Annotated in this window: 14 protein-coding genes and 2 tRNA genes; 6 read left to right on the plus strand and 10 right to left on the minus strand. The window is 33.6% G+C overall.

The window, feature by feature from the left end; genetic code table 11:
- Positions 1 to 356: 356 nt before the first annotated feature.
- The 5 genes from LPB248_RS16815 to LPB248_RS16835 all read right to left on the minus strand — a co-directional run bounded on the left by LPB248_RS16815 (position 357) and on the right by LPB248_RS16835 (position 6,036).
- Positions 357 to 1,262 (minus strand): N-acetylmuramoyl-L-alanine amidase, encoded by a 906-nt coding sequence (locus tag LPB248_RS16815; RefSeq protein ID WP_177212440.1) that lies wholly within the window; start codon positions 1,260 to 1,262, stop codon positions 357 to 359.
- A 28-nt stretch (positions 1,263 to 1,290) separates the two neighbouring features.
- On the minus strand, positions 1,291 to 1,848 hold the full coding sequence (locus LPB248_RS16820) for a hypothetical protein (protein WP_177212441.1): 558 nt from the start codon (positions 1,846 to 1,848) through the stop codon (positions 1,291 to 1,293).
- Positions 1,849 to 1,890: 42 nt separating this feature from the next.
- Positions 1,891 to 3,204 (minus strand): 30S ribosomal protein S12 methylthiotransferase RimO, encoded by a 1,314-nt coding sequence (gene rimO, locus LPB248_RS16825; RefSeq protein ID WP_111378318.1) that lies wholly within the window; start codon positions 3,202 to 3,204, stop codon positions 1,891 to 1,893.
- Between the two features lie 208 nt (positions 3,205 to 3,412).
- Positions 3,413 to 4,990 carry an OmpP1/FadL family transporter gene (locus LPB248_RS16830; protein ID WP_177212442.1) on the minus strand — a complete coding sequence of 526 codons (1,578 nt, stop codon included), beginning with the start codon at positions 4,988 to 4,990 and terminating at the stop codon, positions 3,413 to 3,415.
- A gap of 41 nt (positions 4,991 to 5,031) precedes the next feature.
- The gene (locus LPB248_RS16835) at positions 5,032 to 6,036 is read right to left on the minus strand and encodes a hypothetical protein (RefSeq protein WP_177212443.1); all 1,005 of its coding nucleotides are present in this window, start codon (positions 6,034 to 6,036) and stop codon (positions 5,032 to 5,034) included.
- A 102-nt stretch (positions 6,037 to 6,138) separates the two neighbouring features.
- Here LPB248_RS16835 and proS point away from each other — a divergent pair, with 102 nt between their 5' ends.
- The 4 genes from proS to rpsT all read left to right on the plus strand — a co-directional run bounded on the left by proS (position 6,139) and on the right by rpsT (position 8,289).
- Positions 6,139 to 7,617, plus strand: coding sequence for a proline--tRNA ligase (gene proS, locus LPB248_RS16840; protein WP_177212444.1), 1,479 nt, complete (start codon positions 6,139 to 6,141; stop codon positions 7,615 to 7,617).
- Between the two features lie 78 nt (positions 7,618 to 7,695).
- Positions 7,696 to 7,767, plus strand: a tRNA-Glu gene (locus tag LPB248_RS16845).
- Between the two features lie 45 nt (positions 7,768 to 7,812).
- A tRNA-Glu gene (locus LPB248_RS16850) sits at positions 7,813 to 7,884 on the plus strand.
- A 153-nt stretch (positions 7,885 to 8,037) separates the two neighbouring features.
- Positions 8,038 to 8,289 (plus strand): 30S ribosomal protein S20, encoded by a 252-nt coding sequence (gene rpsT / locus LPB248_RS16855; RefSeq protein WP_012026903.1) that lies wholly within the window; start codon positions 8,038 to 8,040, stop codon positions 8,287 to 8,289.
- Positions 8,290 to 8,474: 185 nt separating this feature from the next.
- Here rpsT and LPB248_RS16860 read toward each other — a convergent pair whose 3' ends face one another.
- Both LPB248_RS16860 and LPB248_RS16865 read right to left on the minus strand, forming a co-directional pair.
- Complete coding sequence (locus tag LPB248_RS16860; protein WP_177212445.1) at positions 8,475 to 8,882, minus strand: response regulator; 408 nt, start codon at positions 8,880 to 8,882, stop codon at positions 8,475 to 8,477.
- Positions 8,883 to 8,887: 5 nt separating this feature from the next.
- Positions 8,888 to 10,597: a PAS domain-containing sensor histidine kinase gene (locus LPB248_RS16865; protein WP_177212446.1), complete on the minus strand. Its 1,710-nt coding sequence runs from the start codon at positions 10,595 to 10,597 to the stop codon at positions 8,888 to 8,890.
- 168 nt (positions 10,598 to 10,765) lie between these two features.
- On the opposite strand from LPB248_RS16865, the gene typA reads away from it, so the two are divergent.
- Positions 10,766 to 12,562 carry a translational GTPase TypA gene (gene typA, locus LPB248_RS16870; RefSeq protein ID WP_111378311.1) on the plus strand — a complete coding sequence of 599 codons (1,797 nt, stop codon included), beginning with the start codon at positions 10,766 to 10,768 and terminating at the stop codon, positions 12,560 to 12,562.
- A 155-nt stretch (positions 12,563 to 12,717) separates the two neighbouring features.
- Here typA and LPB248_RS16875 read toward each other — a convergent pair whose 3' ends face one another.
- The 3 genes from LPB248_RS16875 to LPB248_RS16885 are packed head-to-tail and all read right to left on the minus strand — an operon-like array spanning position 12,718 to position 16,840.
- Positions 12,718 to 15,075 (minus strand): T9SS type B sorting domain-containing protein, encoded by a 2,358-nt coding sequence (locus LPB248_RS16875; RefSeq protein ID WP_177212447.1) that lies wholly within the window; start codon positions 15,073 to 15,075, stop codon positions 12,718 to 12,720.
- Positions 15,076 to 15,088: 13 nt separating this feature from the next.
- Positions 15,089 to 15,925, minus strand: a complete 837-nt coding sequence (locus LPB248_RS16880) for an ABC transporter permease (RefSeq protein WP_177212448.1) — start codon at positions 15,923 to 15,925, stop codon at positions 15,089 to 15,091.
- A 3-nt stretch (positions 15,926 to 15,928) separates the two neighbouring features.
- On the minus strand, positions 15,929 to 16,840 hold the full coding sequence (locus LPB248_RS16885) for an ABC transporter ATP-binding protein (protein WP_177212449.1): 912 nt from the start codon (positions 16,838 to 16,840) through the stop codon (positions 15,929 to 15,931).
- A 106-nt stretch (positions 16,841 to 16,946) separates the two neighbouring features.
- Here LPB248_RS16885 and LPB248_RS16890 point away from each other — a divergent pair, with 106 nt between their 5' ends.
- Complete coding sequence (locus LPB248_RS16890; RefSeq protein WP_177212450.1) at positions 16,947 to 17,999, plus strand: hypothetical protein; 1,053 nt, start codon at positions 16,947 to 16,949, stop codon at positions 17,997 to 17,999.
- Positions 18,000 to 18,084 lie beyond the last annotated feature (85 nt).

Consider the following 18,084-nt stretch of genomic DNA (forward strand, 5'->3'; position numbering starts at 1 on the left):
AGCTGTCGAGACATATTATGTTTTGGCAGCTTTTTTATTTTTATAAGAGTTTTAAGTTATGAATTATGAATTATGAATTATGAATTATGAGTTATGAGTTATGAGTGATACCTAATGATTCTTTTAAAAACGGTTGTGCATTTTTTATATGATTGTGGAAATGCGCCGCAGTGTGTGTTTTTGCGAATCGTAAATAGTGAATTGATCAATATGATTTATATTGTAGAGATGCACTGTAGTGCGTCTTTTAGATAATAAGAAGCGTCAACGGTATTATGGTATATTATTATGGAATAAAAAAAAACGCATTTCTAAAATCTAGAAATGCGTTGTGTATTTTTAAAAATTGATTTTATTTATTGGACTTGTTTTTTATAAATCGAATAAATAGTATCTATGGTTTTTCTGTCTAAAACTGATGTTGCATCAGTTTGAATGTAATGCAGCTTAAATGCCTGAATTGCTGCAGTTAGGTTTTTGGTGTTATAGCCTATTATTCTTAATGCAGGTTCAATCTTAAAATCAAATGGAGCTGGTTCTAAGACTTCATCTGGCCAGATTCCAAATCCTTTTTCTGCTAAGGTTTTCCATGGAAATAAGGCGCTTGGATCTTGTTTTCTTCCAGGGGCTATATCCGCGTGACCTAAAAAGTTTTGTGTCGGAATATTGTAATCCTTTTTTAATTTGGTCAACAAAGCTACTAAACTACTGATTTGAGCTTCTGTAAAAGGTTTAAATCCGTTATTGTCTAACTCAATGCCTATAGAGCAAGAGTTTAGATCTGTTGTTTTTCCCCATGTTGAATTTCCAGCATGCCAAGCTCTTAAATAATCATTCAGCATTTGCACTACTTTTCCGTTTTCAGAAATAATATAGTGTGCACTTACCTGAGTTTTGGTTTTAGTAAAAGTATTAATGGTTTGCTGTAGAGAATCTTGAGCTGTATGGTGAATAATAACGAAGCTTGGTTTTCTTAAATTGAAATTTACAGTACCAATCCATTCTGTATTAATTCCATTTTGTAAATAAGTAGAATTTGTCTTAGACAAAGTGTCTTTTACAATTCTCAGTTGCTGTGCATAAGAAGTGTCAATAACAACAGGCGAAACTGCTGGAATTGGTTTGGCTTCTTTACTTGTGATTTGGTTTTCCAAATTTTTTAGCTGCTGATCATAAGCCTTTTCAGTATTCTTGTACGGATTTGTAGAACAAGCACTGACAATAACAGCTAAAATCAGATAACAAAAATGTTTTTTTGTCATAATTCGTTGTTTTATAGATTAATAACGATTATTCTGATATTTTCGTATCTGGGGTGTCTTTTACTTCTTTTGAATCTTCTTTAGAGTCTTTATCTTTTTTCTTTTTTGATTTAGTCTTTTTTACTTCTTTTAAAGTACTCATGAAGGTTTTGTACTTTTCAACTTGGTCTGGATTTAAAAAAGCAGTAATCTTTTTATCGGTACTTTCGCGTAAAGCTTTAATCTGCTCAATTTTTTGATCTTGATTGCTGCTTTCGTTTTTTAATAAAATACCTTGTTCGCGTATACTATCTGCTAAAACATTTGTAATAGCAATCGCTTGTAATTCATCTAGATTTACTTGCGGTTTCATTTGTTCTACAATAATACCTGCAGTTTCTTCAGGAGGAGTTTCTTTAGGTTTGCTTTGAGAACCCTGCTGTGGTCCAGCCATCATGCTTCTATCCATACCCATTCCGCTACCTCTTCCGTAACCATTGCCATAACCACCACCATAACCATTATTGTATCCTCCTCCATATTGAGCAGAAACAGTAAAAGTAAATAAGCCAAAAACTAAAATAAATAAAGTTTGAAAAGGTTTCATAAAAATATTTTTATCTGTGATTAACAATTGTTCAGCGTAAATTTAAGCAGGTTCCCCGTATAAATCAAATTCTGTTGCTTCAATTATCTTGATATTAACAAATTCTCCTGTTTTTACATAATGTTTAGAAGCATCGATTAGAACTTCATTGTCAACATCTGGACTGTCAAATTCTGTACGTCCAACAAAATGAGCGCCTTCTTTTCTGTCAATGATGCATTTGTACACTTTACCTACTTTTTCTTGATTCAAATCCCAAGAAATTTGAGATTGCAGTTCCATAATTTCGTTAGCTCTAGCTTGTTTTACATCATCTGGAACATCATCTTCCAATAAATAAGCATGAGTATTTTCTTCATGAGAATAAGCGAAACATCCCATTCTGTCAAATTTCATTTCTTGAACAAAATCTTTTAAAATTTCAAAATCTTCCTGAGTCTCACCTGGGTAACCAACAATTAATGTAGTTCTAATTGCCATTCCAGGAACTGCTGCACGGAAATCCTTTAATAACTGAGTCGTTTTTGCTTGAGTTGTACCACGACGCATTGATTTCAAAATTGAGTCAGAAATATGCTGTAACGGAATATCAATGTAGTTACAGATTTTAGGTTCGCGTTTCATTACTTCCAAAACATCCATAGGGAAACCAGTAGGGAAGGCGTAGTGTAAACGAATCCATTCAATTCCTTCTACTTTCACCAAAGCTTCTAATAATTCAGCAAGATTTCTCTTTTTATAAAGATCAAGACCATAGTAAGTTAAGTCTTGAGCAATTAAGATTAATTCTTTAACTCCATTTTTAGCTAATCCTTCTGCCTCTTTAACCAATTTTTCAATTGGCTGAGAAACGTGTGAACCTCTCATTAACGGAATCGCACAGAAACTGCAAGGTCTGTCGCATCCTTCCGCGATTTTTAAATAAGCATAATTTTTTGGAGTTGTAGTCAAACGTTCTCCAAGTAATTCGTGTTTATAGTCGGCTCCAAGAGCTTTTAATAGTTGAGGTAATTCTGTAGTTCCAAAATATTGGTCAACATTCGGAATTTCTTTTTCTAAATCTGGTCTGTAACGTTCAGACAAACATCCTGTTACAAAAACCTTGTCAACAAGTCCTTTGTCTTTTTTATCTGCATATTCCAAAATCATATTTACTGATTCTGCTTTTGCATTATCAATAAATCCGCAAGTATTAATTACAATAATATTTCCTTCTTTTTCTGCAGGAGCTTCATGTTCAACTTCTTTTCCATTCGCACGTAGCTGTCCCATTAGGACTTCACTATCATAAACATTTTTTGAACACCCAAGAGTGATTACGTTAATTTTGTTCTTTTTTAAAGACTTGGTTCTCATACTTTTATAAATTGGAGTGCAAAATTACACTTTTTTTATTCAAACTACGATAGTTTGCAGTTTGTTTTAGCTGTTTTTTATGAAGTTAACTAGATTAGTTGCTTATGTTTTTTGAGTTGAATTTAAAATGAAGTTTTTTTTAAAGGATAAAAAAAATCCGTCAAGGAAGAACTTAACGGAAATTTCAATCATCTATTTTGATTTCTAATTACAATTCAAATAATAAAGTCATAGTGACATTGTTTAATTTCGAAGTGATGTTGGCGCCATCAATGAATCCTCTTGAAAAAAAGCCTTGGTTTGAATCTCTTTCCAAATAAGAATAAGCTAAGTCTAATTTTGTAGATCCAAAGTTATAACCTAAACCAGCAGAATAACTGTTTAGTTCTCCAACTGTAATTCCATTTTTATAAGGACTTCCTTCATAACGGTATCCTCCTCGCAAGCTTAATTGCTTGATTTTGTATTCAGCACCAATACGAAGCTCTCCAGTACTCGCTAGACTATTGTCTATCTCATTGTTAATGCCACCAAAGCCCGCATTGCTTGGTTTGAATTTAGCGTTTCCGTAATTTCTTATGCCGTAATCAATACTTAATAATCCAGATTTTCCAAATATGTATGCGGCACTAAAAGTCCATCTGTCAGGTGTTTGTAAAGTATAAGATTCGTATACGTTTACAACATTAGGAGCTACATTGGCATTGATAATTGGTCCGCCTGCAGCTTGTCTCGTAGTGAATAGACTTTGTGAAAGCTCGTCGTACAATTCGTACCAAGTGTTAGATTCGTATGCTACACCAAGTCTAAAATTGTCAGTTACTTTTCCTATTGCTCCAAGTTGGAAAGAAAAGCCATTTCCATAAGTGTATAAATCGTTGTTGAATCTTAAATTTGATATAGTTTCGTTAGGTTGTAATGGATTGTCATTGTCTTCATAGAAACTTGTAGATCTTCTATAATCTGTAATATGGACATTTAAATTTGCTCCTAAATATAGTCGGTCTTTGTAAGATGTTGCGATATTGAAGCCTATTTTACTATTATAGCCTCTAGTATAAATTTCGTTTTCCTGATAATAATTTCCGCCTTTTGGGACATTTGTGGAATACGTGCTGTTAGGATTGTTTGCTTCGTCAATGCCTACAACGCGTCCAAGATTTCCTAATAGTGCTTGTTGTGCAGAAAAGCCGCTTAGGTTTGGATATTGGCCGTTTGGAAAATTGGATCCTAAATATCGATATAAATCAGATACTGTTTCTTTTGGTTGTAAAGTAACAAATTCCTGAGGAACAGGAGCGCCTCCATTGCTATAATTTGCGTAATCTAAGAAATAAGCTCCAACTGAATTCGTAGGGTTTATTCCAGCTGAGAAAACTTCATTATTGAAATTGTTTGTGTTTTCGTAAGTTGCGCCAATTGCAATCTTACTCCAGCCAACTCTTGGATCGTGGTTTTTAAAAACAAAAACACCTCCTGCTTGGTTTAGGATAAAAGAGTTTTCTTTATCAGATGTTTGAGTTCCGTTGTAATTAGAATTGTTTTTGATATTCTGATTACTAAAGGAAACTCCAACTTGATTGCTGTTGAAAATAGCAGATCCAGCAGGGTTAACGCTTAAAGAAGATATGTCTCCTCCAACCGCTCCAAAAGCACCACTCATGGCTCTAAAACGCGCAGTTCCAGTTAGGTTTTCTTGGGAATAACGCAGAGCATCTGAAACTTCTTGTGAATATGACGCGCTGACAGTTAGTCCTGTTATAAATAGGAAAAGTATTTTTTTCATTTTGATGAGTTTTAGTTCGAATTAAGTGTGCTGAGAAAAAATTATCTTCTTCCTCCGCCACCACCGCCGCCAGATCTCATTCCGCCACCGCCGCCACCGCCGCCGCTGTACGATCTTGAGCCGCCACCTCCACCATTACTAGGAGAGTAGCTTCTTGAAGAGCCGCTATTGCTAGGAGTGTAGCTTCTTGATGAACCACCGTTGTTACTAGGTGTGTAGGTTCTGTTTGTTGTGGTATTTCCGTTGTTGTAAGATCTTCTATTGCTATAGTCGTAATTAGAACCGTTGTTGTAATTTCCTCTATTGGTGAATGTAGGGCTAGTAGTTCCTCTGTTTAAAGTAGAGGTTCTTCTAAAGTCAGTATAGCTGTTAGATCTGTTTGTGGTATAATTTCTATTTGTTGTGTAATTTCCTCTATTGGTAGTATAGTCACCTCTATTAGTGGTGTAGTTTCGATTGGTTGTATATCCTCTATTAGTGCTGTAATTTCTGTTGTAAGCATAGTTTCTGTCTCCATAATAAGCTGCAGAGCCTCTTCTTCCATAATTGTAAGAGTAGTTATAGCCATAGCCATAGTATGGATAGCCTGGATAACCCCAACCTGGGTAGCCCCATCCTGGATATCCCCATCCGTAATAAGGGTAGCCCCATCCATAATAGCCATATCCATAATAAGGATAACCCCATCCAAAACCAAATGACCATGTTGGAGTAGTATAGAAGTTTACAGAAACATCAGAACTGCTGCTTCCCCATGCAGGATAAGCTACAGATGCAGTCTGAGTGCTATCAGAATAATTAGTATAATTGTCAACGTCAGTAAAAATTTCAGTTGGTTGATTGTCATCTTGAAGTGATCTGAAATATTCCTTGTATTGATTGTTTGTTCCATTTGCTACATATTTAACAGATGAACCACCATAAACTCCATCATTATCATAATACGAGGAATTTTGGTAAGAACCACACGATGCTAGCAATAAACTCAATAATCCAATTAGGTAAAAATGATTAGAGTTTTGGCGGAGTGAAAGGTAAGTTTTCATATCTGTGGTGTTTTTTATTGTTGCACATTACAAAATTAGTTAGTTTTGTCAAACTATTTAGTTAAAATTGTTTAAAACAAAATTTGTGCCAAAAAATATAATATGAGTAAGAACCTTACTACAAGATCAGAAGATTATTCGAAATGGTATAACGAACTGGTTGTAAAAGCAGATCTAGCTGAAAATTCAGGAGTTAGAGGATGTATGGTAATAAAACCATACGGATATGCTATTTGGGAAAAAATGCAAGCTGAGTTAGATCGTATGTTCAAAGAAACTGGACATCAAAATGCGTATTTTCCTTTGTTTGTACCGAAAAGCATGTTTGAGGCTGAAGAGAAAAATGCTGAGGGATTTGCAAAAGAATGTGCGGTTGTGACGCATTATAGATTAAAAAATGACGAGGATAGACCTGGGAAATTAATGGTTGATCCGAATGCAAGATTAGAGGAGGAGCTTATTGTTCGTCCAACAAGTGAAGCTATTATTTGGTCTACATATAAAGGATGGGTGCAATCTTATAGAGATTTACCTTTGTTGATTAATCAATGGGCTAATGTGGTTAGATGGGAAATGCGTACGCGTTTGTTCTTGAGAACTGCAGAGTTTTTATGGCAAGAAGGGCATACGGCTCACGCTACAAAAGCAGAAGCAATTGAGGAATCAGAAAAAATGATGAACGTTTATGCTGATTTTGCTGAAAGTTTTATGGCAATTCCAGTTGTGAAAGGTTTTAAAACAGAAACAGAACGTTTTGCTGGAGCAGATGAGACTTATTGCATTGAAGCGTTAATGCAAGATGGAAAAGCATTGCAGGCTGGTACATCTCACTTTTTAGGACAGAACTTTGCAAAAGCATTTGATGTTAAGTTTGCAAACGCTGAAGGGAAACAAGAGCATGTTTGGGGAACTTCTTGGGGAGTGTCTACTCGTTTAATGGGAGCATTGATTATGACGCATTCTGATGATCAAGGATTGGTATTGCCTCCAAATTTGGCTCCAATTCAAGTGGTTATTGTTCCTATATATAAGACTGATGAACAATTGGCTCAAATTACTGAAGCGGTTAAGGATTTAACAGCTAAATTGAGAAAATTAAAAATCACTGTTAAGTTTGATGATAGAACAACGCAAAAGCCAGGATTTAAATTTGCTGAATGGGAATTAAAAGGAGTTCCTGTTCGAATTGCAGTTGGTCCGAAAGATTTGGAAAACGGAACTTTTGAGGTTGCAAGACGTGATAATTTGACAAAAGAAGTGGTTTCTAGCGAAAAAATCGTTGAACATGTAAACGATCTTTTAGAGCAGATTCAAACCGACTTATTTGCAAGAGCATTAGATTATCGAAATACTCATATTACGGAAGTAAATAATTTTGAGGAATTTAAAGAAGTTTTAGAAGGAAAAGGTGGCTTTTTATCTGCTCATTGGGATGGAACTGCAGAGACAGAAGAAAAGATAAAAGAATTGACAAAAGCAACGATTAGATGCATTCCTTTGGACGCTATTGAAGAGGCGGGAACCTGCGTATTTACTGGGAAACCATCCTCTAAAAGAGTGCTTTTTGCTAAGGCATATTAAAAAATTATATATTTTTTTGCATTAGGTATTGCGCAACTAAAAAATAGATGTATCTTTGCATCCGCAATACAGAAGCGCGGTCCGTTCGTCTATCGGTTAGGACGCCAGGTTTTCATCCTGGTAAGGGGGGTTCGATTCCCCCACGGACTACAAGTTATATTACATATTGAAAAGTTTCCAACTTAGGAGAATATTGGTCCGTTCGTCTAGGGGTTAGGACGCCAGGTTTTCATCCTGGTAACAGGGGTTCGATTCCCCTACGGACTACAAATTAGTTGTAAATAAGTTTTGTAAAACAAAAATTGGTGTCTCGGTTTTTGTTTTATTAGTTAAAACCAAAGTGATTGTTATACGATTGTGGGAGGTTTTTCTTTTTTAACTAGTATTTATAATAATTATTACATCTAAAATTAAAAGAAAATGGCAAATCATAAGTCAGCATTAAAAAGAATCAGAAGTAACGAAAAAAGAAGAGTTCTTAACAGATATCAGCACAAAACTACTCGTAACGCTATTAAAGCATTAAGATTAGCTACTGATAAATCTGATGCTGCTGCTAAATTATCTACTGTAATCTCTATGATTGATAAATTAGCTAAAAAGAACATCATTCATGATAATAAAGCTTCTAACTTGAAGTCTAAATTAACAAAACACGTTGCTAAATTGTAATTAAAAACAATTTGCTAAAAATATAAAAAGTCCTCTTTTAGAGGACTTTTTTTGTTTTAACTCAATGTGTAAATTCCAATAAAAAAATAAAATTCCAAATTCCAATCTTTGTACATATTGGAATTTGGAATTTTAATTTTTGTGTATTGAAGGATTTTGGAATCTAAACATTGGAATTTTAAATTTTACAAATCAATTTTCTTTTTTAGGTATTCCAGCATTGGCTGTGTAATAGGTTTAGAAAGAAAATCTATTATTATGGGATATTTTTTTGCTTTGGCAAGATCTTCAGGGTCAATAGTTGAAGATAGTACAATTACGGGAACGGTATTGAATTCTATGTAATCCGAAGAAGTGAAATGGTCTAAGAATTCCCATCCACCCATAATTGGCATATTTAAATCTAAAAAAATTAATTCAGGTCTTTTTTTTGCTTTGTCCTTGGCATATTTTAAGACATTGAAATGATGAAGAGCCTCTTCGCCGTTTTGAGCCGTAATAACTTCGTGTGAAAATGAAGCTTTTGAAATTACTTTTTTGCATAGCATCAACGTGATAGGGTCATCATCGATGCATAAAATCTGCTCAAGCATAATAATTAATTTTTAAATGTTATTGTAAATGTGGTTCCTTTGTTGACTTCACTGTCAATGGAAATTGTGCCTCCCATTGTTTCTACCTGCGATTTTACAAGATACAATCCTAAACCTTTACTGTCAGGGTAATTATGAAATCTTTGATATAATCCAAATATTTTGTCGCGATTTCGCTCTAAATCAATTCCGATTCCGTTGTCTTTAAAAGTCAAGATTGTTCTTTGTTCTATTTGTTCTGCCGTTATGGAAATCTTTAGTTTTCTGTTTTCCGATTTGTATTTTATAGAATTGGTAAGCAGGTTCAATAAAATACTTTCTATGTAAGCTTTGTTTGTAATAAGTTCTGGTACTTTGTCAAACTTAAGTTTGATTATAGGCTTGTGTAATTCAATTTGAAATGAAAGTTGACTGAATACATTTTCAAAAACTTCTTTTAAGGAAACTTCCTCTTTTTGCATCGAAGGATTGTCCTTAATGATAATAACTTTTACTAAATCGTTGATGGTTTCATTTAGTAAATGTGTCGATTTTGTAAATCCAGCTACTATTTCTTGAAGTTCTTCATTTTCTATTGGAATGTCTTCCATTAAATTTAATAACCCAATTAAGTTTGAAAGTGGTGCTCTAAGATTGTGCGATGTGATATAAGAGAATTGTTTTAAATCTTTATTGTTTTGAGTTAGTTCTCGAATAAGATGTTCTTTTTCTGTTTCAAGTTTTTTCTCATCTGTAATATCTCTCTGTATCGAAATCCAGTGAGAAATTAGTCCTTCGTTATTGAAAATTGGAATCATAGAAAAACGGACCCAATATTCTTCTTTGCTTTTAGTGTAAGTAATGGTTTCAATCAGGCATTCTTCTTCGTTTTTTATGGCGCTTAAGAGTTTTTTTAATTCATCAGAATCTGATTTTGGCCCTTTAAAAATGTTTGGCGATTTCCCAATTATTTCATTTGATTGGTAGCCAGACATTTGAGAAAATGCAGGGTTTACATAAACTATTTTAGGTATTTTTCTTTCAGAAGAATTAGCCTCGGTAATTAATATTGAATCTTTAGATTGTGTAATTACGGTTTCTAAAAGTTTTAATCGCTGTTCTTCTTCCTTTTGTTTTGTAATATCTTGAATGGCTCCAATCATTCTGATGGCTCTGCCATTTTCATCCTTTAATAAAAAACCTCTGTCCAAGACATATTTGTAAGTTCCGTCGGCGCATCTAAAACGATATTGGTCCTGCCATTTTTCGGTTTTTTGTTCTATAAAAGAATATAATTTTATTGACATTCGGATGCTGTCTTCAGGGTGAATTTTGTCGAACCACCATTTAGAAGTTTTGCCTACTTCTTTTGGATCGTAACCAAAAACACCTTCAATTCCTTTATTCCAATTAATACTGTCCTCTTGAATTTTCCAGTCCCAAATCGTATCGCTTGTTGCTTTTGCTACAATGTCATATTTCTCATTTGATTCTTTTATTTCTTCATTGGTTTTGTTTAACTTTTCAAAGATGGTTATGTTTCTTTTTTCGTTTTTTGAAAGTATAAAACTGAAAACCAATACTGTAATTAGAATAAATACAATGTCTTTTATTAAAGAGAAATATGGATATTCTGAAGAAGAAAAGTAGGTTGTGAGTAATTTATGACATATGACCGCCATAATTATCGAGATGATTGTATAAATAAGAGTAATTTGGAGAGTTTTACTTTTCATCACCTCAAATATAGTTAATTTAACTATAACTAAACGTATGTTAATATCATTTTGAAGTCGATATTTACATGATTTATATTAACTAATTGATTGTATATACGCAAACTATGGCAGAAACATTTTTTTTTAAAAAATAAAGTGTACCTTTGCGCCCATTAAAAATCACAGATGGAATCTATTAGAAACATTGCAATTATTGCCCACGTCGATCACGGTAAAACAACTTTGGTTGATAAAATTATGTATCACTGTCAGTTATTTCGTGAGAACGAAAACACAGGTGATTTAATCTTAGATAATAATGATTTAGAGCGTGAGAGAGGTATTACAATTACTTCTAAAAACGTATCGGTTCAATATAAAGGAACAAAAATCAATATTATCGACACTCCTGGCCACGCCGATTTTGGAGGTGAAGTAGAACGTGTATTGAACATGGCCGATGGTGTATGTTTGCTAGTTGATGCTTTCGAAGGTCCAATGCCTCAAACTCGTTTCGTTTTACAAAAAGCGATCGATTTAGGATTAAAACCATGCGTGGTTATCAATAAAGTAGATAAAGAAAACTGTACTCCTGAAGAAGTTCATGAAAAAGTTTTTGATCTAATGTTTGAATTAGGTGCTACTGAAGAGCAGTTAGATTTCCCAGCTGTTTACGGTTCTGCTAAAAACAACTGGATGTCTGATGATTGGAAAAATCAAACAGAAAACATTGAACCATTATTAGACATGGTTATTGCTAATGTTCCAGCTCCTAAAGTTTCTGAAGGAACTCCACAAATGTTAATCACATCTTTAGATTTCTCTTCATTTACAGGTCGTATCGCTATCGGGCGTCTTGAAAGAGGAACTTTAAAAGAAGGAATGCCAATTTCTTTGGTAAAAAGAGATGGAAAAATCATCAAATCTAGAATTAAAGAATTACACACTTTTGAAGGTTTAGGCCGTAGAAAAGTTGAGGAAGTAGTTGCTGGTGATATTTGTGCTGTTGTAGGTATCGAAGGTTTTGAAATTGGTGATACTATCGCTGATTTTGAAAATCCAGAAGCTTTGCAAACGATTGCTATTGATGAGCCAACAATGAGTATGTTGTTTACAATTAACGATTCTCCTTTCTTTGGTAAAGAAGGTAAATTTGTTACTTCTAGACATATTCGTGAAAGATTAACAAAAGAGCTTGAGAAAAACTTAGCGATGAAAGTTGGAGAAACTGATTCTGCTGATAAATTCATGGTTTTTGGTCGTGGTGTACTTCACTTATCTGTTCTTATCGAAACAATGAGAAGAGAAGGGTACGAACTTCAAATTGGTCAGCCACAAGTTATTATCAAAGAAGTTGATGGTGTTAAATGTGAGCCAATTGAGGAATTAACTATCGACTTACCAGAAAACCTTTCAGGTAGAGCTGTTGAATTCGTTACTATCCGTAAAGGAGAAATGCTTTCTATGGAAGGTAAAGGAGAGCGTATGATTATTAAATTCAACATTCCATCTCGTGGAATTATCGGTTTAAGAAATCAATTGCTTACTGCTACAGCTGGTGAGGCTATTATGGCACACCGTTTCATTGGATACGAACCATATAAAGGAGAAATTCCTGGACGTAACAACGGTTCATTAATCTCTATGGAAAACGGAAAAGCTATTCCTTATTCTATCGATAAATTACAAGATCGTGGTAAATTCTTCGTTGATCCTAATGAGGATATCTATGAAGGTCAGGTAATTGGAGAAAATACTCGTAGCGACGATATGACTGTTAACGTTACTAAAACGAAAAAACTTTCTAACGTACGTTCTTCTGGAGCTGATGATAAAGCTAGAATTATTCCAGCTATCAAATTCTCATTAGAAGAAGCTTTAGAGTACATTCAAAAAGATGAGTACGTTGAAGTTACTCCAAAATCTTTACGTTTGAGAAAGATTTACTTAAGTGAAACTGATAGAAAAAGATATAAAATCTAATTCGTTTTAACTTTCAATATGAAAAATCCCAAATTCCAATTAAGGAGTTTGGGATTCTTTTTTATGCTTAATTGAAATTGTTTTAAGTGCTGAATTTTTGGCCAAGTATTGGAATTTGGAATTTCAGAGTTTGAAAGGTATAAAAGTTATAAAAGTTATCTTTTTAAAGAAAAGTGTCCTTTAACATTTTTGCCATTGACAAAAAGAAGGGTAAACCAATAATCATCTGAAGGCATTTCTCTTCCGTTGAACATTCCGTCCCAGCCTGAGCCATTCTGATTCATTTGTTTTAATAATTTTCCGTAACGATCAAAAATTGAGATTGTGTAATCGGGCATTTGATCAATGTTTTTGATTACCCATAAATCATTGAATCCGTCTCCATTTGGAGTAAAGAAACGTGGATAATCCAAAACATATACTATAAAAGAATTAGATATACCACAACCATTCTTGTCTCTCGCAATTGCAGTATAAACTCCTGGAGTTACTTGTGTAAAAGTTGGGTCATCTTGAAAAGCGGTTCCATCAAGAGAAAATTCATAATTTCCAACACCCGTATATAGAATTTTTACAGAATTATCTATTCCAGAGAAATCCTTCACATCTGCTCCTGTAATTGTTGCTGGTTCTGATAAAATTATTTTGAAGTTTTTAGTTTTTTTACATCCATTTACATCGGTTACGGTTACCGAGTAATCTCCAGGACTCGTAACAAGCATTGAGTTTGTTGAACCTCCGTTATTAGTCCAAGTATAACTGCTAAAACCTGTAGCAACAGATATTGTTATTTGATCTCCTTTACAAAGATATTGTGTCTCATCTTCAAAATTTGGTGGATCAAAAGTGTGAACAATCAATTCGATTGGAGTTATATCATAACAATCTGAACCGTTTGCAGCACGCGCATAAATAGTCTGGCTATTTGGCGTAGTATTTTTAAAAATATTCGGTAGCTGATTTGTCTCTGTAATTGCATCAGAAGCTGTTGGAAAATAATTGATTACTATTCCGTTAGGTAAGCCAGTTTGAATTTGAGGGGTTACTTCTTGTTCTAAATTAAATTGATAAAGTCCATCTTGTATTTCGTCTTCATCACACTTAGCAATTGGCGATTGATCTGGAATTACGGTATTAGAGACATTTAGAGTAACTTGAGCTATTGCACTACAGCCAAAAGTATTTTCAATCCTTGCAAAAACGATTTGATTCGGCGTTTTATTAGTATAGCGTTGCGGATTTAAAATTGGATTTGTTTTGGCTTGTGCATCTGTTAGAGTTTCGTAGTAACCTTGATTGGTAATCTGCGCATTATTATTTTTTACAATATTGGCGACTTTAGTCAAATCAAAAATTGTGATGCCATCAGTATTATCATCGCATTGCAATAAAGAAGTGTTGGTTGCTGGAATCTCCGGTGAAAATTCAACTGTAATTTCTCCAATTGATACGCATGTTGTACTGCCCAAAGTTGCTTCTACTTTATATGTTCCTGTTGCAGAAACGGCATAAGATGGAGATGTAGCACCTGGAATTAGGACATAATTGTTTGAAGCGTCTTTTTTAAACCATTCAAACGTATGAGTTGTTGAACTTAAATTGGTATCTAAAACATAATTTTCTCCAAAGCAAACAGGATTGTTATTAGCCACAGTTCTATCTTGTCCAAAATTTATTTTCGTTACAAAACTACCCGCTTCAATGAAAACTGCTGAATTATATTGTCTAGTTACATCATCGGCAACGACCAATTTTAAATGATATTTTTTATTCGGAATCACATCTGTTGATGCATTCATTACTACCGTTTGACCTGCATAATTAATAGGGCTTGAAGCTGTATTATAACCATTAAAGTAATTCTCGTTTACGGCTTCGCATCCAACGATTGGCTCGCCGCCACTGCCATTTATGGTGTTAATTTTTGGATGTACTGTTGTGGCAGAAACTGCTGTGGTAGAATTAGGTAAAACTGCTAGATTTTTGTATGCTTCAGTAGGATTGTCCGCATCTTTAATTAAAAAAGCAAATCCGTCTGAATAAATACAAGGGAAATTAAGTTGATATTCATTCGAAGCAAAAATATAATTAAAACTAATCGAATTAGTTAACGCCACAAAATCAAATTCTAAAACTGTTGCTTGTGTACTATTGTTAATTCCTAAGGCTGTGTTAAGATCTGCGTCGCCATTCCAGTTTCTAACTTGTACACCTTTAGAATTTTGTTGAATATATGGACCTTCAGCATTTTTGCTAGGCGAAGAGCTTAAAACTATTCCGCTCGAAAAAGGAAAATTTGCTCCAGCTGTAAAAGAACCGTAACTCTGCTGGTTTGGAGTTGGATTTCCCGATGCATTTACACTTTCGGTATCAATACAAGAACTATTAATTAAAACATTCTGAATTAAATCTTCTGGTGTTACTGTAGAATTGACAGAAATGTTCTGCGCACTGATTTTATTATAAAAGCAGCACAGAATGAAAAGTGGTATTAAAGTTCTTGGAAGACTCATAGTAACAAATATACTACAAATCTCTATTTTTTAATAATTTGTAAGAAAAATATATAAACGCGAAAGTCCAAGCTAAAACGATTAAAACAGCAAAATAATCTACACTAAAATCAGCATCTGTTTCAATTCCCATTTGTGTGCCAATGTTTTTCACGACAGACAATCTTGGCCCTGGATTAACAATTAAATTCGACATTGATTCTAATGGGAGAAACTGTGTTATTTTTTTGTCAGTATCACTGTCTGGAAAAATTTTAAATGCTAAAGTGCCTCGTACAATTGCCTCAATTATGTTCCAAACCAAAAGAAAGCCCAATGCAAAAGCAGAACGTTTTACTAAAATTCCTAAAAATAAACAGAACGAAAAGAAACCAGTTAATTTTACAAAAAAGGCCAGAAGGTAATCTAAGTCGCTAAAAATAATACTAAACTCTGTGTAAGAAGAAAAGCATAATCCTAAAGCCAGACTCATTAAAAAGACAAAAACGGTAGATGCAAAAGCAAATAAAACTACAGTTAAGAATTTTGATAAAATAAATTCTTTTTTACTGAGACCGTCAATTAAGTTTTGTTTTAAAGTTCCGTAGCTATATTCATTCGCCATCATCGAAACGATTACAATAGCCAAAAAGAATTTAAGCCAAGCCGCAACATAAGTATTAAAATGCCAAATAAAAGGAAAATTAAAGATTCCCATTTCAGCCAAATGAAATTTAAATGGCCCAATATCAAACTTAATAGCTGCGATTAAAGCAATAAAAGAAAGTAATATAAAGTAAGTTAAAGTTAATACTCGGCTGGCTTTGTTCATCCAGATTTTTTGTAATTCTATAGAGAGAAGTCTTTTCATGGTTTAGTTTTTTTGGGCGATAGCGTTTTTGGTTAATTCTAAAAATTGTGCTTCTAGACTGTTTTTACGTTTTACTAAATGACTTAAAACAATGTTTTTAGAAAACAAAAACTGATTTAAGTCTGAAGCCGATAAATCAGATTTTAGATAAACTAAAACTTTTCCGTCTTCTTCAGCAATTCTATCTACAGCAGGATGTTCTTGTAAGGCTGATTTTAAAATTAAATTATCATTTGACTGCACTTCGAAGAAACCTTCATTTGAAGACATTCCATCAACAGAACCTGAGTATAAAACTTCGCCTTTTCTTAAAACAATGACTTGTGAACAAACTTTTTCTACTTCATCCAATAAATGTGAAGCAAGCAGAATAGTAGTTCCTTGCGAAGCAATTTTTTTTATGATATCTCGAATTTGATGAATTCCTTGCGGATCTAATCCGTTAGTTGGTTCATCTAAAATTAAAATTTCCGGATCGTTTAAAAGTGCTGATGCAATTGCCAGACGCTGTTTCATTCCTAATGAAAAAGTACTGAACTTGCTATCTTTTCTTTCGATCAAACCTACTAATTCCAATTTTTCATTGACTTTAGAATAGTTGATGTTTTTGATTTTGCAAACCAATTTCAAGTTTTGCTCAGCTGTCATGTATGGATAAAAATTAGGCCTTTCTATAATAGCGCCCACTTTTTTCAACGCGTCATGAGTTTCCACATTACCATCAAACCAGCGATAACTGCCAGACGATTTATTAACAACATTCAATACAATTCCTAATGTAGTCGATTTTCCGCTGCCGTTTGGCCCTAGAATGCCATAAACACGACCTTTTTGTATTTGAAAAGATACATTTTTCAAAGCCTGAATTCGGCCGTATCTTTTACTTAAATTCTCAATGGTTAATATGGTTTCCAAATTTTTCTGGTTTTAGTTTTTAGTATGACGAGCCAAGTTGTTTTTTGTTACTTTAAATTCTGACTTTAAATCGTATTCACGTAAATTTGTAATAAAGATATTCAAAATGAGCGAGCCTTTAATGGTTTTAAAAAAACCGTCTTACCCTTTAACACAGCCACTTTTAAGTTATTTAGAGCGATACGAACGTATTTCTAAAGTTTCTGTGTTTTATGATGACTTGCTTCGTTTTTCAGGTTCTATAAATGTTTACGACAAACACGATACAGATACACTCTGGATCAGGGTTTATTATGGAGAATTTGAGCGCAATGAAATCGATTTGAATCTAAAGAAAATATATTCGCTTCTGCATTCTGATGGAAATAGTGAAATTATTCAATATCTAAATGTCGATGCAATTGATTATTGTACGTTTGGAAATTCAAAACCTTTTAGAATTAAGGTTCGAAATATTCTAAATGACAACTATGTTCATTTTTATATCAAAAAAGCCGATGCTTCTCGTATTTACGGATTGGAGTTGGAAGACATTCTTTCGCCAGATAAAATCAACTTTCTAGTTTATAAAGATACTCTAATAGAGGAACACATTATAGGAATTCCGGGCGATGTTTTTATGGATACGTTGTTAGATAAATGCAGTGAAATGGAAAAGGCGCAAATTGCAAAAGAGTTCGTCAAGTTTAACGAACGCTGTATGATTCGTCTTTTAGGGGATATGCGTGCCTATAATTATGTAATTGTCCCAATTCACGATTTTGATCAAGTGGTTTATAAAATTCGTCCAATCGATTTTGATCAGCAATGTTACGAGGGAAATTTTAAAGTATATCGTCCGCAGTTTTTCAAGGAAAATTTTCCGATGATTCAATTAATCAAAGAGAAATTAGAAGAACGTTCGATTATTCAGTACAAAGATGAAGAAAGAGCGATTTTGGCGAAACGTATTCATTCTGCCGAAACGAGAATCAAAAAATTGTTGAATATTATGTGCCACGATACTATTTCCACACAAGAGCATTTGACACAATTGAAAATGGAATTGTACCGTTATACGAATGATATGAAATTTAAGAATGCAAAATCGATGGGGCATGTAATGCATGCTGCATTTGAATTTATTACACGTAATTTTAAAAATACTAACTTAGTTTAAAAAAAAAATCACCATGTAAGTTATATAAGTTCATTAAGTCATGCTCCTTAAATTATCTTATATAACTTATATGGTTTTAAAAAAA

The organism is Flavobacterium sp. LPB0248 (genome assembly GCF_013388355.1).
Lineage (GTDB): Bacteria > Bacteroidota > Bacteroidia > Flavobacteriales > Flavobacteriaceae > Flavobacterium.

What these genes read in the sequence shown, in the direction of transcription:
- typA (WP_111378311.1), top strand. Translation starts at nt 10,766, where the DNA reads ATGGAATCTATTAGAAACATTGCAATTATTGCCCACGTCGATCACGGT.
- LPB248_RS16815 (WP_177212440.1), bottom strand. Translation starts at nt 1,262, where the DNA reads ATGACAAAAAAACATTTTTGTTATCTGATTTTAGCTGTTATTGTCAGT.
- LPB248_RS16865 (WP_177212446.1), bottom strand. Translation starts at nt 10,597, where the DNA reads ATGAAAAGTAAAACTCTCCAAATTACTCTTATTTATACAATCATCTCG.
- LPB248_RS16880 (WP_177212448.1), bottom strand. Translation starts at nt 15,925, where the DNA reads ATGAAAAGACTTCTCTCTATAGAATTACAAAAAATCTGGATGAACAAA.
- LPB248_RS16835 (WP_177212443.1), bottom strand. Translation starts at nt 6,036, where the DNA reads ATGAAAACTTACCTTTCACTCCGCCAAAACTCTAATCATTTTTACCTA.
- rimO (WP_111378318.1), bottom strand. Translation starts at nt 3,204, where the DNA reads ATGAGAACCAAGTCTTTAAAAAAGAACAAAATTAACGTAATCACTCTT.
- LPB248_RS16830 (WP_177212442.1), bottom strand. Translation starts at nt 4,990, where the DNA reads ATGAAAAAAATACTTTTCCTATTTATAACAGGACTAACTGTCAGCGCG.
- rpsT (WP_012026903.1), top strand. Translation starts at nt 8,038, where the DNA reads ATGGCAAATCATAAGTCAGCATTAAAAAGAATCAGAAGTAACGAAAAA.
- LPB248_RS16820 (WP_177212441.1), bottom strand. Translation starts at nt 1,848, where the DNA reads ATGAAACCTTTTCAAACTTTATTTATTTTAGTTTTTGGCTTATTTACT.
- LPB248_RS16875 (WP_177212447.1), bottom strand. Translation starts at nt 15,075, where the DNA reads ATGAGTCTTCCAAGAACTTTAATACCACTTTTCATTCTGTGCTGCTTT.
- proS (WP_177212444.1), top strand. Translation starts at nt 6,139, where the DNA reads ATGAGTAAGAACCTTACTACAAGATCAGAAGATTATTCGAAATGGTAT.
- LPB248_RS16890 (WP_177212450.1), top strand. Translation starts at nt 16,947, where the DNA reads ATGAGCGAGCCTTTAATGGTTTTAAAAAAACCGTCTTACCCTTTAACA.
- LPB248_RS16860 (WP_177212445.1), bottom strand. Translation starts at nt 8,882, where the DNA reads ATGCTTGAGCAGATTTTATGCATCGATGATGACCCTATCACGTTGATG.